The sequence below is a fragment of the Amycolatopsis plumensis genome, assembly GCF_042652605.1.
Lineage (GTDB): Bacteria > Actinomycetota > Actinomycetes > Mycobacteriales > Pseudonocardiaceae > Amycolatopsis > Amycolatopsis plumensis.
This window is the reverse complement of record NZ_JBHSJY010000001.1, coordinates 6,664,657-6,679,289: the sequence shown is the minus strand read 5'-3', so window position 1 is coordinate 6,679,289 and position 14,633 is coordinate 6,664,657. Positions and strand designations below refer to the sequence as shown.

Annotated in this window: 13 protein-coding genes; 8 read left to right on the top strand and 5 right to left on the bottom strand. The window is 71.3% G+C overall.

Going from position 1 to position 14,633, the window contains the following annotated elements; genetic code table 11:
* Positions 1 to 147: 147 nt before the first annotated feature.
* On the bottom strand, positions 148 to 1,383 hold the full coding sequence (locus ACFPLC_RS32440) for a hypothetical protein (RefSeq protein ID WP_378236001.1): 1,236 nt from the start codon (positions 1,381 to 1,383) through the stop codon (positions 148 to 150).
* 4 nt (positions 1,384 to 1,387) lie between these two features.
* Between ACFPLC_RS32440 and ACFPLC_RS32435 the strand changes: the two genes are divergently transcribed.
* Both ACFPLC_RS32435 and ACFPLC_RS32430 read left to right on the top strand, forming a co-directional pair.
* A complete protein-coding gene (locus ACFPLC_RS32435) occupies positions 1,388 to 1,630 on the top strand; it encodes a hypothetical protein (RefSeq protein ID WP_378236000.1) in 243 nt (80 codons plus the stop codon).
* A gap of 15 nt (positions 1,631 to 1,645) precedes the next feature.
* Complete coding sequence (locus ACFPLC_RS32430; protein WP_378235999.1) at positions 1,646 to 2,566, top strand: alpha/beta fold hydrolase; 921 nt, start codon at positions 1,646 to 1,648, stop codon at positions 2,564 to 2,566.
* Here ACFPLC_RS32430 and ACFPLC_RS32425 read toward each other — a convergent pair.
* Together ACFPLC_RS32425 and ACFPLC_RS32420 are read right to left on the bottom strand one after the other, a co-directional pair.
* Complete coding sequence (locus tag ACFPLC_RS32425) at positions 2,487 to 3,362, bottom strand: LLM class F420-dependent oxidoreductase (RefSeq protein WP_378201909.1); 876 nt, start codon at positions 3,360 to 3,362, stop codon at positions 2,487 to 2,489. The genes ACFPLC_RS32430 and ACFPLC_RS32425 overlap by 80 nt on opposite strands.
* 67 nt (positions 3,363 to 3,429) lie before the next feature.
* On the bottom strand, positions 3,430 to 4,752 hold the full coding sequence (locus tag ACFPLC_RS32420; RefSeq protein WP_378201912.1) for an alpha/beta hydrolase fold domain-containing protein: 1,323 nt from the start codon (positions 4,750 to 4,752) through the stop codon (positions 3,430 to 3,432).
* Positions 4,753 to 4,885: 133 nt separating this feature from the next.
* On the opposite strand from ACFPLC_RS32420, the gene ACFPLC_RS32415 reads away from it, so the two are divergent.
* Positions 4,886 to 5,611, top strand: coding sequence for an alpha/beta fold hydrolase (locus tag ACFPLC_RS32415; RefSeq protein WP_378201915.1), 726 nt, complete (start codon positions 4,886 to 4,888; stop codon positions 5,609 to 5,611).
* Here ACFPLC_RS32415 and ACFPLC_RS32410 read toward each other — a convergent pair.
* Positions 5,602 to 6,597: a hypothetical protein gene (locus ACFPLC_RS32410; RefSeq protein WP_378201918.1), complete on the bottom strand. Its 996-nt coding sequence runs from the start codon at positions 6,595 to 6,597 to the stop codon at positions 5,602 to 5,604. The genes ACFPLC_RS32415 and ACFPLC_RS32410 overlap by 10 nt on opposite strands.
* A 52-nt stretch (positions 6,598 to 6,649) precedes the next feature.
* Between ACFPLC_RS32410 and ACFPLC_RS32405 the strand changes: the two genes are divergently transcribed.
* From ACFPLC_RS32405 to ACFPLC_RS32385, 5 genes are all read left to right on the top strand, one after another.
* Positions 6,650 to 7,225, top strand: a complete 576-nt coding sequence (locus tag ACFPLC_RS32405) for a TetR/AcrR family transcriptional regulator (RefSeq protein WP_378201921.1) — start codon at positions 6,650 to 6,652, stop codon at positions 7,223 to 7,225.
* Entirely contained in the window at positions 7,222 to 8,457 is a 1,236-nt protein-coding gene (locus ACFPLC_RS32400; protein ID WP_378235998.1) for a hypothetical protein, read from the top strand. Before ACFPLC_RS32405 ends, ACFPLC_RS32400 begins: the two co-directional genes overlap by 4 nt.
* A 215-nt stretch (positions 8,458 to 8,672) precedes the next feature.
* Positions 8,673 to 9,923, top strand: coding sequence for a hypothetical protein (locus ACFPLC_RS32395; protein WP_378201936.1), 1,251 nt, complete (start codon positions 8,673 to 8,675; stop codon positions 9,921 to 9,923).
* 391 nt (positions 9,924 to 10,314) lie between these two features.
* Positions 10,315 to 13,455 (top strand): family 43 glycosylhydrolase, encoded by a 3,141-nt coding sequence (locus ACFPLC_RS32390; protein WP_378201939.1) that lies wholly within the window; start codon positions 10,315 to 10,317, stop codon positions 13,453 to 13,455.
* A gap of 133 nt (positions 13,456 to 13,588) precedes the next feature.
* Positions 13,589 to 13,933, top strand: coding sequence for a hypothetical protein (locus tag ACFPLC_RS32385; protein ID WP_191306718.1), 345 nt, complete (start codon positions 13,589 to 13,591; stop codon positions 13,931 to 13,933).
* A gap of 95 nt (positions 13,934 to 14,028) precedes the next feature.
* Here the strand turns inward: ACFPLC_RS32385 and ACFPLC_RS32380 are convergent, their stop codons facing one another.
* Positions 14,029 to 14,526 (bottom strand): hypothetical protein, encoded by a 498-nt coding sequence (locus ACFPLC_RS32380; RefSeq protein WP_378201942.1) that lies wholly within the window; start codon positions 14,524 to 14,526, stop codon positions 14,029 to 14,031.
* Between the last annotated feature and the right edge of the window lie 107 nt (positions 14,527 to 14,633).

Below are 14,633 nucleotides of genomic sequence, written 5' to 3'. Positions count from 1 at the left end.
GGTGACTGGTTTGAGGGGTTTGCGGAGGCCGGGCCTGGACCGGGCTGGGCGGGGCGGCCCGGCCTGCACCGGACCGAGTCGCTGGGACGGGGGCAGAAGCCGGACCCGGGCCGGGGCGTGGGGCCGCCGGTCCGGGTCCGGGGCTGGTCAGCGTCCCGCGGGGGCCTTCCCGGCCGCGGCCACTGCGGCGGCGACGCACTGGGTCGCCGCCGCGGCGGCGGCATCGGCCTTTTCGCTCGCCTTATTGCCTGCCTTGTTTTCGGCCTTGTTGTTCTTGGCCTTCTGCTGGTCCTGAGCCTTCTGGTTCTCGGCCTTCTGGCTTTCTTCGATGGCCATGCCCTGCTGTTCCGCGGCAGCCGGATCCGCCGCCTGCGCAACGCAGTTCAGGATGGCCGCGCAGTCCTGCGCGGAGAGAACGATCCGGCCCGCGTCCTGCTGCTGGTCCGCCATGCCGTTCTGCTTCGCCGCATTCTTTTGGCCAGTGGCTTCCTTCTTGCCGGCCTTACCGTTCCGGTCGGCGCCGTTCTCGTCGGCCGCGCCCATGCCCTTGTCCGCGGCCATGCCGTTCTCGTCAGCTGCGCCCTGCTGGGCGCCCATGCCGTTCTCGTTGGCCGCGCCGCCCATGCCGTTGTCCGCGGCCATGCCCTTCTGGTCGGCGGCGTCCTTCTGGCCCGCCATACCTTGCTGGCCGGCCATGCCGTTGTCGGCGGCCATGCCGTTCTGGTCGGCGGCGTCCTTCTGGCCCGCCATACCTTGCTGGCCGGCCATGCCGTTGTCGGCGGCCATGCCGTTCTCCTCGGTTTTGCCGTTCGCCATGGCGTTGGCGTCGGCCGCGCCGGTCGCCTGGACCAGACACTTCTGGACTACCTCGCAGGCCTGGACGGCAGCGGCATCCTCCGCCGCGGCCTTCTCGTCGGCGGCGTTCTTCCGACCGCCCATGCCGTTCTCCTCGGCCGCGCCCTTCTTGGCCGCGCCCTTCTTTTCGGCCGCACCGTTTTCGGCTGCCGCAGCCTTCTTCCCTGCCATGCCGTTCTCGGCTGCCATGCCGTTCTCGTCGGCCGCGCCGTTCCCCGCCGCCATCCCGTTTTCGTCGGCGGCCATACCGTTCTCGTCGGCCGCACCCTTCCCCGCCGCCATGCCCTTGCCTTTACCCTTACCGGCAGCGGCTTTGTCCTTCTCCTCGGCCATGCCGTTCTGCCCGCCCGCCGCGATCGCCGCGCACTGGGCCGCCACTTCGTTCGCCGCCACCTGATCAACGCAGCCCGAGGCTTTGCGCTGCTGCTCGATCTGGTCGATCACCGCCTGGCGGTTGGCGATCCGGGCCTCCGACTGGGTGTCCGGGGCCGCGCGCTGGCTCGAAATGAACGTCAGGTTGTTCTGCAACGCCGTGTCCAGGCCGCCGCACTTCTCCGTGGCCGCGTTGCTCGCCGGGCTGGTCAACGCGATCGCCGCGGCCGTGGCGCCTGCTACTCCCACCAGTGCGGCGAGTCCGATCGTCGCGGGTTTGCGGTGTCGTCCTGTCGTGCGCACTTGGGGCATCAGCCCCTCCTCTCGGGTCGCCACCTCACCAGGGCACACGGACGAACCGGCGAAGCGGTTCACCGGAACCGGACTGTCCACTGTGGATTGACCACAATGTGTTACCATGAAGTGGCACCATGAAACCTGGGGAGGGTTCATGATCGGCCGGTTCAAGAGCGCCCGCAGCGAAGAGCGCTACTTCGCCGCTTACGACGAAATCGCCGCTCGCTGGCCCGTGCCGGTGCAAGATCTCGACGTCGGCACGCGGTACGGCCCGACCCGGGTCCGGGTGAGCGGCGCGGCCGGGCCACCGATCGTGCTGCTGTCCGGCGTCATGGGAACGTCGCTGTCCTGGTACCCGCACGTCGCGGAACTGGCCGCGCGGCACCGCGTCTTCGCCGTCGACACGCTCGGCGAACCCGGGCGCTCACGCCAGACGCGGCCGATGCCCACCGGCGAACACTGCGCGGAGTGGCTCGCCGACGTCCTCGACGGGCTCGGACCCGGGAAGTTCCTGCTGGCCGGGGTGTCGCGGGGCGCATGGCTCGCGCTCACCCTGGCCGCCCACGCGCCCGGCCGGATCGCCGGCGTGGTCGCCTTCGAGCCACCCGGCTTCGCGCCGATCGGCCGGAGGTTCCTGTGGTGGAGCGTGCGGGAGGTCGCGACCTGGTTCGACCCTCGCCCCCGCGCGGCGGTCCGGCGCGCCCTGCGGCCCCTCCTGTTCGGCGGCCTCAGGTTCCGCGCGCACCACCCGCCGCAGTACCTGCTCACCGACGACCAGCTGCGCGCGGTGAGCGTCCCCGTCCGGCTGATCCTGGGCGAACGCAGCGTCATCCACTCCGCGCGGGAGGTCGAACAGCGGGTGAAGGCGCTCAACCCGCTGTTCGACGTCGAAATCGTGCCGCGCGCCACCCACGCCCTGCCGCTGCAGCAGCCGGAGCTGGTCACCGCGCGGATCCTGACCGCTAACCGAGTTCCGCCAGCTGCGGCACCGCCGGGGCCATCCCCTCGATCCACGCCGCGGGAGAACCCGTCGTCGGGGTGACGATCGCCGTCTGCACGCCGAGTTTCGCGTACGCCGCCATCGAACGCACGAAGTCGTCGCGGGTTTCCGGGGTCGGGCGCGGGTTGTTGGCCAGGACCGTCTTGCGGATCGTGTCGTAGTCGCGGCCGAGGTCGTCGCAGTGGCGGCGCAGCACGTCCAGCTTGTGCGCGACCTCCTCCGGCGACGTGCCGAAGATGTTGCACGCGTCGGCGTACTGGGCGACCAGCCGCAGCGTCTTGCGCTCCCCGGCGCCGCCGACGAGCACCTTGGGCCGGTTGATCGGCTGCGGCGAGCACAGCGTTTCCGCCAGCTGGTAGTGCTTGCCCTCGAACGGGCCGTTGTCCGCCGGGTCCCACATCTGCCGGCAGATGCGCAGCGTCTCCTCCAGCCGCTCGAACCGCTCGGCGACCGGCGGGAACGGCACACCCATCCCCCGGTGCTCGCGCTCGTACCACGCGGCCCCGATGCCGAGCGTGGCCCGGCCGCCCGAAAGGACGTCGAGCGTGGTGACGATCTTCGCCAGCAGCCCTGGGTGCCGGTACGTCACGCCGGTGACGAGCAGGCCGAGCTCGATCCGGGACGTGTGCGCGGCGAGGTAGCCGAGCGTCGTGTAGCCCTCCAGCATGTTCGACTCGGCGGGCAGCCCGGTGGGCTCGATCTGGAAGTAGTGGTCCATGAAGGACAGCCAGGTCGCGCCCGCTTCCTCCGCCGCGGAACCCACGCGGGCGAGCTCGCCGGCGATGGCGGACGTCCCGCCGTCGATGTCGAAGATGGGCAGGTGGAAGCCGAGTTCCATGAAACAAGCTCCTGACGTGGTCGGTGTGTCCCCACGCTAGGACCTGGAGTGCGCTCCAGGGCAAGCCTCAACCCACGGCGGCGGCGAAGAAGTCCGCCACCGCGCGGTCGGACACCGGGCCTTCGGTCACCGGCACCCCGGCCGCACGCAGGCCGGCCGCGAACTCCGCCGACTTCCGGCCGCCGTTGCCGAGCAGGAACGGCGGTGCGCCCGGGCCCGCGTACGTCAGCGGGCTCGCCGCGCGCAGCGTCGACGGCGAGCGGCCCAGCGCCATGAGCACCGACGCGCGGGTGAGCGGATCCAGGCCGGCGAGGTCGAAGCCGGCCGGGGCCGACAGGGCTGCCACCGCGCGGACCGTGCTGTCCTGGCCCGCGTACGGGCCGGTGTCCTGACCCCGCACGACGCCGAGCAGCGACGCCAAGGTGCCGCCCGTGCCGGTGCCCGCCACCGCGATCCGCGCCGGGTCGACGGCCAGCGCGGCCGCGTTGGCCTTGAGGAACCGGACCGCGCACCGGGCGTCGTCGAGCGGGGCCGGCCACGGCGCCGCGGGCGCGAGCCGGAAGTCGATCACGGCGACCGCGAACCCCCGGGCGGTCAGCTCGTCCCGCAGCGGACCGAACCGGGAGCCGGCGAGCAGCGCCCCCGGCCCGGTGGGCTTGCGGTTGCCCAGGACCAGCCCGCCGCCGTGCAGGAACAGCACCACCGGGACCGGCGGCCCGCCCGCCGAACGCCGGTAGACGTCCATGGCCAGCGGAATCCCGTCGGCGCGGCAGTATTCGAAGGTGCCAGGGCCCGTGTCGAGCAACGTCGAAGCGGCGGGTCCGGTGCTGCTCTCGCCGGCCGCGACGGTGCCCGCCACGCCGGTCGCGAGCACCACCGCGAGCACCGGGAACAGCACGATCCACGCGAGCACCCGCCGCGCTGCGGACGGCCACGGGTGCGCCCGGCGCCGGGACACGACGAGGAACCCGAACAGCGCGACGACCTGCAGCGCAGCGGCCACGTAGTCGGTGAAACCGGCGATCGTGTCCGCCGGCTGCCACGCGTCGAACCGCGTCAGCAGCCCGAGCGGACGGCTGACCACCCACAGGACGAGCGCCCCGGCCGACGCGAGCGCGCCGAAGTGCGCCGTCTTGCGCGTCGGCCACCCGAGCACCGCGACGGCGGCGACGATCCCGACGGCGGCCACCGCGCCGAACAGCATCGCGTACAGCTGCCAGAGCCGCCACAGCGCGGGCAGCGCGGCCGCCGGGATCGCCGCGCCACCGAGCGCGGCGAAGACGGCCGTGACCAGCAACGGACCCCGGCGCAGCGCCGGCGGCGCGGTCGACGGCGTCGACCGGGTCGCCGAGGGACGGCGCGTGCCGGGATATCCATCGACGACCCTCATGCCGCCAGTGTCACCCTGGTGGCGCGAACGCGCACCTACTTGCGGGCCGCCGTGTAGTTCCGGAACAGCTGGCTGGTCATCCGATGTCTTGCGCTGGAAAGCTGGTTCATCGGACTGCTGTAGGTTCGCCGGCATGGACCGCTTCCGCGGCCGCGACGGCCGGGAACTCGCCTACCGCACCCTCGGTGACGGGCGGGCACTGGTGCTGTTCCACGGATTCACCGGCTCGGGACGCGATTGGCTCGGTCCCGCGGCGGTGCTCGCGGACCACGGGCACCGGGTGATCCTCCCGGACCTGCGTGGCCACGGGGCGAGCGCGGCCCCACACGACGCTGCGGCGTACCCGCCCGATGTCCTGGCCGACGACGGCCTCGCCCTCCTCGAGCACCTCGGCCTCGACGACTACGACCTGGGCGGTTACTCGTTCGGCGCCCGGGTCGTGCTGCGCCTGCTGGCCCGCGGTGCCCGCCCGGGCCGCGCGGTCGTGGCCGGCCAGGGCCTCGACGCCGTCCTCAAGCCGGCTTCCGGGACCGGCGGCTACCACGCCGTCTTGACCGCGCTGATCGACGGCGAGCCCGTGGCTCCCGGATCGCCGGCGTACTGGGTCCGGCAGGGCGGCGGTGATCCGGTGGCACTGCGGCACGTCCTCGGCACCCACGTGCCGACGACGGACCTGCACCGGCTCACCACGCCCACCCTGGTCCTGGTCGGCGGCGAGGACGCCGGCCACGCCACGGCCGACGCCCTCGCCGCGGCACTGCCGGCCGGCCGCTTCACCCGGGTGCCGGGCACCCACTTCACGGCGATGAGCAGCCCGGAACTGACGGCGGCGATGGTGGAGTTCCTGGCTCAGGCGTAGCACTCGGCCAGGGCACCAAATGCCTCCTTGGGTTCCCACGGGACGCCCGGGTAGGTCTCGCCGTCCCCTTCCTCCAGGACCTTCACCACGCCCGGGCTCGCCATGTCCAGATCGGTCCGCGGGTCCGCCCGGTGCACCAGCCCGTAACACACGAAGGTGCAGGCGAACGCCGCGTCGACGCCTTCGGTCGTGAAGACCTCGACCAGTTCGCGCAGGTAGCGGGCCTGCTCCTGTTCGTCCCGGACGTAGTCGCCCTTCAGCCGGACCGGGAGGTCGTCTTCGTACTCGAGGATTTCGCCGGAGCGGGCACCCAGATCCGCCGCGCCGCGGTAGGGGGTCACGCCGAATTCTGTGATGGCCACCGGTTTGCCCGCCGCGACGAGGTTCCGGACGCCCTCGCGGTAGAGGTGCTCGACCTCCTTCGAGCGGTGCGCGTCCACCGAGACGATGTCGAAGGGCGCCCAGTCGACGCGCTCCAGCGGAATCGCCGCGTACGTGACGCGGCCGCCGAACCGGGCCCGGACGATCTCCACCGCGCGGGCCAGGAACGCGTTGACCCGCTCCGGCAGCGTGGCCACGAGGTCCCGCGAAGCGAGCAGGTTTTCCAGCCGCTTGGGGAGGCTGCCGCCCGGCAGGAAGCCGTGGCAGAACAGGCTCAGCTCGGCGCCGGTGACGAACACGATCTCGTTGCCCACCGCGCGAAGGCGTTCGGCTCGTTCGGCGGCGTCGGCGAAGAGGTCCAGCACCTCCTCCGGGCCGCGGTCCCACGGGAACGGCGAGAACCACACCTCCAGCCCGAGCGCGGCCGCCTCGCGCGCGGCGAACTCGATCCGGTCCAGGTCGGTGCCGATCAGCCGCACCGCCGTGCAGTGCAGGTCGTCGCGGATGATCCTCAGCTCGCGGCGCACGAGGTCCGGGTCGAACGGGCGGTTGAAGCGCCCGCCGAGCTCGAACCCCGTGTCGTAGCCGATGCCCTTGGCTCGCATGCTTCCTCCCAGTCGTTAAGGTACGGTTCGTACCGTACTCTATACTGGGTCCATGGCGAAGACGCGGCGCCGGGGCACCGAACTGGAAGAGGCGATCCTGCGCGCGGCGGCGGCCGAGCTCGCCGAAGCCGGCTACCCCGGCCTGACCATGGACGGCGTCGCCCAGCGCGCCGGCACCAACAAGAACGCGATCTACCGCCGCTGGCCGAACCGCGCCGCGCTCGGCGTCGCCGCGTACCGCCACCTCGCCGAGGACACGCTGAAGCCGCCCGACACCGGCAGCCTCCGCGAAGACGCGCTGGCCCTGCTGCGGGCGATCAACTGCGGCCAGACGTCCCCCGCCGCACGGGCCCTGCGCAGCCTCCTCACCGGCGTGGGCGACGAACCGGAGCTCCGCGAGCAGCTGCACGAGCTGGCCGCCGAAGGCGGTGCCGCCGCCTGGCTGACCCTGGTCGGCCGGGCGGTGGACCGCGGCGAGGCCCGGCCGGGAGCCCGGCACCCGCGCGTCGCGACGGTGGCACTCGTGCTGCTGCGCAACGAATACCTCACCCGCGGTCTGACCACAGTGGACGAAGAAGTGCTCGTCGAGATCGTCGACGAGGTCTACCTGCCGCTGGTGCGCGCATGACGTCCCGGCTGGCTCGTCACGAGCAGATCGCCGCCGTCCTCGCGGAAGCCGGCGACGACCTCCTGGCCGCGGCCCGCCCGCTCGGCACCGGCATCGGTGGCTCGTCCTGGCTGCTGCGGGTCGCCGGCGAGCCCGTCTTCGTCAAACGGGTTCCGCTCACCGATGTCGAACTGGCGAACCCCCACTCGACGGCCGACCTTTACGGCCTGCCGCCGTGGTCGCACTACGGGGTCGGTTCCGCGGGCGGCGGCGCGTGGCGTGAGCTGGCAGCGCACCTCATGACGACGGCGTGGGTCCGCGGCGGCGAGTGCGAGAACTTCCCGCTCCTGCACCACTGGCGAATCCTGCCGGGCCTGCCCCGCCCGCACGCCGACATCGAGGCCGACGTGACGTTCTGGCACGGCGACCTCGGCGTGCGGCGCCGCCTGGAAGCGCTTGCGGGCGCGCGCACCGACCTCGTCCTGTTCCTCGAGCACCTACCACACGACCTCGCCGGGTGGGTGGGCGACGACCTGCCGCTCGAAGAAGACCTGCGGCACATCACCGGCTTCCTGGCGGCACAGGGTGTCCAGCACTTCGACGCGCACTTCGCCAACATCGTCACCGACGGCGAGCGGCTGTACCTCACCGACTTCGGCCTGACCGTGGCCGCGGGCTTCGACCTCTCGGACGCCGAAGCGCAGTTCCTCGCCGAGCACGCCGACCACGACCGCGCCTACGTGCTGACCCACCTGCTCAACCGGCACGTCCGCGGCCTGCGGGAATGGCCGGATCCCCGCACCCGCAACGACTTCGTCCGCGCGTGCGCCGCCGGGGAGGTGCCGGCCAGGCGCCGCTGCTGCGCCGGTACGCCCCGCTGGCCGCCGTCGTCAACGACTTCTACTTCGCGCTCCACACCGAGAGCCGGAAGACGCCGTACCCGCGCGCCGCGATCGCCGAGCAGCTCGCCCGCGCGGGCGTCCTCGGGAACTGAGCCGTCACCGCGCCACCAGGTACAGGCCGCCCACGATCGCCGCGACTGCCGCACCGATCGCGGTGACGAGCACGGATCCGGTGGTCAGGTAGAGAGCCCCGGTTCCGACCATGATTCCCTTGATCACATCCAGAGCCGCCGTGATCCGGTTCTTGCCCGGCTGACGCGACCCGTTGGCCTTCGACGGATTGACGCTTTTGCTCATCTCAACGGGTCCTCTCGTCCCTCGCGGCGGCCCCGGACCCGGGAATCGCCGTAACGAATCCGGACGGCCGGTCGACTTTTGGGGTACTGTGCGAACTTCACGGTAAGGACGGCAGGACACGGAACTGCCCCACCGCCTGGAGCCTTTCGTGGCCGTTCGCTGTTTCTCGCCGCCGGAGCCTGGTCGATGTTCGCCGACCGTCGCCTGGGCTCGCCCCACGTCGTCGGCCCTGGCCGCCGAAGCCGTCCGGCTTCACTTCCGGAGGAACCGTGACCGACCCGTCAGGCGCGCGGCACGGCCCTTCAGCCACCTCGACGACGGAGATCGAAGCAGCGCTGCGCTGGCTGGCCACGCGACGGCACACCCGGCCGCTCGCCCTTCTGCAGCATGCCGTCGAAGAGCCGGAAAGCGAGTCGGCGGTCCAGCTCGAGCCGCTGGTCGCGCCCACCGCCTCGCTCGGCGAGAGCACCCCGGCGGCACGGGCACTCGCCGTCTGGGGCTTGATCATCCACGCCGTGAACCGGATCGGGTCGAACGAGGAATCGCGACGCCGCAACGCGCTTCACGCGGCTTTCCGCCTGGAGCGGCGACCCGAAATCGCGGAACCGTGGAAGTCGACCTTGGAAGGGCGGTTCAGCCAGCTGCTGGCGTTGCCGGGCGTCTTCGGTGACCCACCGCCGACCACCACGACACCGATGCACCGCGCCTGGCGGGACGGCGTCGTGCAGAAGCTGGCCCCGATGATCCGGGACCACCTCGTCCGGCTCGCCGGAGATCCCGGCGGCTGGGAGCCCTACCTGGCCCTCGCCCGCTCGCGCGAAGCCGGTGTCGGTGAAAACACCCCAGCGGCCGATGTGCGGCCGGAAGATCCGGCGGCCGGCTACCGTTCACCCACCGAGGGCGCCCAGCCGGTGTTCGTGGTCTTGTTCATCACCACCGTCTTCATGCGGCACAAGACCGCGTTCCGGCGCATCACCGAACGATTGGTGACCGCCCAGGAGGACGGCGTCGACGGGTACTTGGCCCGGGCCCTGACCGGATTCGGCTGGTCGGCCGATGATCCCTCCAACATCCCCGTGCGACCCCTGTGGAACTGCCGTCTGGAGGACCCAGTACGCTCTCGCACCGGGGAATCGCTGGTCACCAAACTGCGGTTCCCTCGGCCTTTGCTGCGCAACGAAAGTCATTTTTTCGTTTCCGAAGCAATCGATGATCACATCACGGAGGAACGGCGCTGGGTCAATGTCGAGATAGATCACCACGGCATCGCGCCGGGGCGCCTTCTCAACGGGCACATTCCCGTCTCCGGCCTGACCATCCGAATCAGGTTCGACGACGCGGAACTGCCTGACGCGTGCTGGTGGTACGCCGAACAATCCGAACGGCAACGACTCACCCCACCCCCGCGTGACGACCCGCGTCGGCTGCAGATCATCGACGGCAACGTGGAGCACACCTTCACCGAGCGTTGCCATCCCCGCGACAACTACGGTGTCGCTTTCTCCTGGCCGGATTCCTGAGTCAGAACGGGGGCGCCCGGCGCGCCCCAGAGAGGATCGCGATCAATCATGGACGGCAAAGGCACCAGCAGCGGCGGCGGAAACACCGGAAACTAGCCGCACGGTCACCGAAGTCCGCAAAGGCCACCCGGAGTAATTCCGGCGTGGCCTTTGTCGACAGCACCTTCGACGACGGCACGTGACGAAAAGGCAAGTCGTCATCCCGTCGGTCGATATCGATCGGGTTGCCGAGCACGTGCGACCAGTCCGCCGGTGACACCGTTGTCAGCACCGGCCCACCGCCGCCCCGGCTCTTGACCACCGGACCACGCCGACCTAGAGTCAGCGTACCCGAGTCATGTTAACGTTAACATGCGCAGGTCCCCGACGTGCCCCGAAGGAACCGACAACGATGAAGTTGTTCTCCCCACGCCGTTTCGGCGTCGTGCTGGCCGTCGCGGCCGCACTCGTCCCCCTCGGCGGCGCCGGCGCCGGTGCCGCGCCCGCCGCCGACACCGGCACCGGCCTCCGCGCCGCCGCGGACACCTTGTCCGTTCCCGACATCGACGACGTCCGCGGCAACCTCACACTGCCGGCGAGCGGCCCGGACGGGACGAAAGTCGCCTGGACGTCCTCCGCGCCGTCGGTGATCACGCCGACCGGTGAGGTCACCCGGCCGGCGACCGGCGCCGCCCCGGCGAAGGTCGTCTTGACCGCGAAGGTGAGCCTCGGCCGCGAGAGCACCACGCGGCGGTTCACCGCCACCGTGGTTCCCAAGCCGGCCCAGGAACCCCTGGCGGGCTACAGCTTCTTCTACTTCACCGGCGAAGGCACCTCCAACGGCGAGCAGATCTACTCGGCGCTCAGCAAGGGCAACGACCCGCTGAACTGGACCGAGCTCAACAACGGTCAGCCGGTGCTCAAGTCGAGCCTCGGCGAGATGGGCGTGCGCGACCCGTTCATCCTGCGCTCCCCCGACGGCGACAAGTTCTACCTGCTGGCCACCGACCTGCGGATCTACGCCGGCCGCGGATGGGACGCCGCCCAGCGCACCGGGAGCCGGTCGATCATGGTCTGGGAGTCGACCGACCTGGCGCACTGGTCGCGGCAGCGCAGCGTCCAGGTGTCGCCGCCGACCGCGGGCAACACGTGGGCCCCGGAAGCCTTCTGGGACGCCAAGCGCGGCACGTACGTCGTCTACTGGGCCTCGAAGCTGTACGCGGAGAACGACCCGAACCACCTCGGCGACAGCTACAACCGGATGATGTACGCGACCACGCGCGACTTCCGCACCTTCAGCGCGCCGCAGGTCTGGATCGACCCGGGCTACTCGGTGATCGACTCGACGGTCATCAAGAACCAGGACACCTACTACCGGTTCACCAAGGACGAGCGGAACAACACGTCGACGACGCCGTGCAGCAAGTTCATCACCGAGGAGAAGGCCACCGACCTGCTCGACCCGCACTACGGCTTCGTCGCCGACTGCATCGGCAAGGCCACCGCGACCAGCCCCGGCCTGTCCGCGGGCGAAGGGCCGACCGGGTTCAAGTCCAACACCGAAAACAAGTGGTACCTGTTCATCGACGAGTTCGGCGGGCGCGGCTACGTCCCCTTCGAGACCACCGACCTGAACTCGGGCAAGTGGACGATGTCGGCCGGCGCGCACCTGCCCGCGTCGCCGCGGCACGGCACCGTCCTGCCGGTCACGCAGGCCGAGATGAGCCGGTTGAGCGCGCCCCCGGCGCCGGTCAAGGCCGACGCGAAGGGCCTGGTCGCGCACTGGCCGCTCGACGCGAAGTCGGGCACGGTCGCGGCCGACACCACCGGGCACGGGTACGACGGCGCCCTCGCCGGTGACGTTTCCTGGGCCGGCGGCTCGCTGGCCTTCGGGGGCAGGAACGGGCACGTCCAGCTGCCGAACAACCTGCTCACCGGCGCCTCGGCGGCGACCGTGTCGGCCGACGTCCTGGTCGATCCGAACCAGCAGACGCCGTACTTCCTGTGGGGCCTGGGCAACACCGCGAAGGACGGCACCGGCAACGGCTATCTCTTCACCACCGGCGGCACCGCGAGCGGCGGGTTCCGCGGCGCCATCGCCACCGGCAATTGGACCACCGAACAGGCCGCCGGAGCGGGCGGGCTCCCGCGCGGGGTTTGGAAGAACGTGACGCTCACCGTCGGCAACGGCGTCGAGGTGCTCTACCTGGACGGCGTCGAGGTCGCCCGCAACTCCAGCGCCACCATCAAGCCGTCGGACCTCGGCGGCGGTGTCACCGCGGCGAACTACCTGGGCCGGTCCGTCTACGCGAGCGACAAGACCTTCACCGGCAAGATGAAGGACGTGCGGCTGTACAACCGGGCGCTGTCCGGGACCGAGGTCGCGTCGCTGCCGTCGAACAGCACCGCGATCCGCTCGGTGCAGCTCGACGCGCTCAAGACGCCGGCGGTGATCGACGCCGGTGCCGGGACGGTCGTGCTGCCGGTCAAGCCGGGCACCGACCTGCGCCGGCTCGCGCCGAAGTTCGAGCTGGCGCCGGGCGCGACCAGCAAGCCGGACAACGGGAAGACCGTCAACCTCAGCTCGCCGAAGCAGTTCACCGTGACCGGCGCCGGCGGCGACCGTCGCGTGTGGACGGTGGAGGCGCACGAGGTGCGCAGCCCGGTGCTGCCCGGGTACAACGCCGACCCGAACATCGTCGCGTTCGGCGACACCTACTACCTGTACCCGACCACCGACGGCTTCGACGGCTGGAGCGGGACGAAGTTCTCGGCGTGGTCGTCGAAGAACCTCGTCGACTGGAAGGACGAGGGGGTCATCCTCGACCTCGGCAAGGACGTCGGCTGGGCCGACAAGAACGCCTGGGCGCCGACGATCGCCAAGAGGAACGGAAAGTACTACTTCTACTTCTGCGCCGAGGCCAAGATCGGCGTCGCGGTGAGCGACTCCCCGACCGGCCCGTTCGTCGACTCGGGCAAGCCGCTGATCGCGGCGAACCCCGACGGAGGCCAGGCGATCGACCCGGCGGTCTTCATCGACCACACCGGACAGCCGTACCTGTACTGGGGCAACGGCAACGCCTACGTCGTCCCGCTGAACGACGACATGGTGTCCTTCGACCCCGCGAAGATCACCCGCCTGACCGGCCTGGCCGACTTCCGCGAGGGCCTGTTCACGGTGGAGCGGAAGGGCACGTACTACCTCAGCTGGTCGGTCGACGACACGCGCAGCCCGGACTACCGCGTCGCCTACGCCACGGCACCGAGACCCACCGGGCCGTTCACCAACCGCGGCGTGCTCCTGAGCAAGGACGCCCACCTGGGTGTCCTCGGCACCGGGCACAGCTCGATGCTGCAGGTCCCGGGGACCGACGACTGGTATCTCGCCTACCACCGCTTCGGCATCCCGGGCGGCGACGGCACGCACCGCGAGACGACGATCGACAAGCTGACCTTCCGCCGCGACGGCACGATCGCGCCGGTCGTCCCGACGCTGGAGAGCGTCCGGCCGCAGCGGATCCCGTGGCACTGCGGGGCGGTCCGGGCGAGCTGACCTCCGGGTGGGCCACTCGTCCGGGTGGCCCACCCGATGCGGTGAGACGGAGATCACCAGCGACGACGTTTACCCCAGCTTGCCCGGGGTAAACATCCGCCGTTCGGGTTGCTCCAGCCTCGGGAGTCGTTTGATGACCAGCGTCTTGACCGACAACCTCGGGAATTCGCGTCCGGTCCCCCGGCCGCGCCCGCGTCCGGTCACGTCCGACACGCTCGCGGAGCTCGCCCGCCTCGCGGCGCTGGCCGAGCTCGCCCGGCGCTCCTCGCCGTCCCTCATGCACCACGCGATCCTCGCCGGCACCTCCCCCGCCACGGTGGCGGCGGCCGCGAAGGTCGACGTCGCCGAAGCGCACATCCGCTGGCACGAATGGGCCGACACGGCGGTCGGCCGCGACGAGTACCTGCGCGTGCACACCGCCTTCGCCGAGGCCGTCGTCGCCCGCCACGAGGCCCTGGAGGAAGAACTGTGCCCGTGACCACCGAAGAGACGACGCTGGCCGACCTGGCCGCGCTCGGCGACGCGGCCACCGAGCTGCTGGCGGAGATCACCGAGCAGCTGGCGGCCGTGGCCTCACGGCGCTGAGACCGGTCGGCGCCGCCACACGGCGACGTGCAGGATCACCGCCAGGCTGAGCGCGTTCAGCGTCGCGTGGGTGGTCCAGGCCCCGGCCAGCCGCTCCGGCACCGCGGCCCCGCGCGCGACCAGCGGCTCCAGCAGGGTCACCTGGACCGCCGGCCGGACCTCGAAAACCGTCGCCACGACGAGCATCGATGCGATGGCCGAGCCCGCGACCGTCGGCGCACCCAGCACCGCGAACCACGCGGCGTAGTCCTCCGGTACCGCGCCGGTCGCGACCAGCCCCAGGCAGAGCCCCCACCCCACGACCCAGCACGACGCCAGCGCCGCGACATCCGGCCAGTGCGGGCCACGACCGCGGAGGGGCCAGCCCTCCCCGACCAAGGTCAGCTGGAGCATCACCGCGAAGATGCCCGCGGCCAGCGGCACCGTGTCCCGGCCGAGCAGGGCCAGTACCACGCCCCCGGCCGCGACGAGGGCCGTGTCGGACAAGCCTGTCCAGCCGCCGGGCAGCAGGGTGCCGGGTCGTCCGCCCCGAGCAGAACGCGATCGGCAACGCGAAGGTGATCGGCGGGCCGAGCACCTCCAGCGTCCGCACC

Excerpts from the sequence above, each read along its gene's own strand:
- ACFPLC_RS32425 (WP_378201909.1), bottom strand. The coding sequence starts at position 3,362 with ATGGAACTCGGCTTCCACCTGCCCATCTTCGACATCGACGGCGGGACG.
- ACFPLC_RS32420 (WP_378201912.1), bottom strand. The coding sequence starts at position 4,752 with ATGAGGGTCGTCGATGGATATCCCGGCACGCGCCGTCCCTCGGCGACC.
- ACFPLC_RS32385 (WP_191306718.1), top strand. The coding sequence starts at position 13,589 with ATGACCAGCGTCTTGACCGACAACCTCGGGAATTCGCGTCCGGTCCCC.
- ACFPLC_RS32415 (WP_378201915.1), top strand. The coding sequence starts at position 4,886 with ATGGACCGCTTCCGCGGCCGCGACGGCCGGGAACTCGCCTACCGCACC.
- ACFPLC_RS32400 (WP_378235998.1), top strand. The coding sequence starts at position 7,222 with ATGACGTCCCGGCTGGCTCGTCACGAGCAGATCGCCGCCGTCCTCGCG.
- ACFPLC_RS32410 (WP_378201918.1), bottom strand. The coding sequence starts at position 6,597 with ATGCGAGCCAAGGGCATCGGCTACGACACGGGGTTCGAGCTCGGCGGG.
- ACFPLC_RS32405 (WP_378201921.1), top strand. The coding sequence starts at position 6,650 with ATGGCGAAGACGCGGCGCCGGGGCACCGAACTGGAAGAGGCGATCCTG.
- ACFPLC_RS32430 (WP_378235999.1), top strand. The coding sequence starts at position 1,646 with ATGAAGTGGCACCATGAAACCTGGGGAGGGTTCATGATCGGCCGGTTC.
- ACFPLC_RS32390 (WP_378201939.1), top strand. The coding sequence starts at position 10,315 with ATGAAGTTGTTCTCCCCACGCCGTTTCGGCGTCGTGCTGGCCGTCGCG.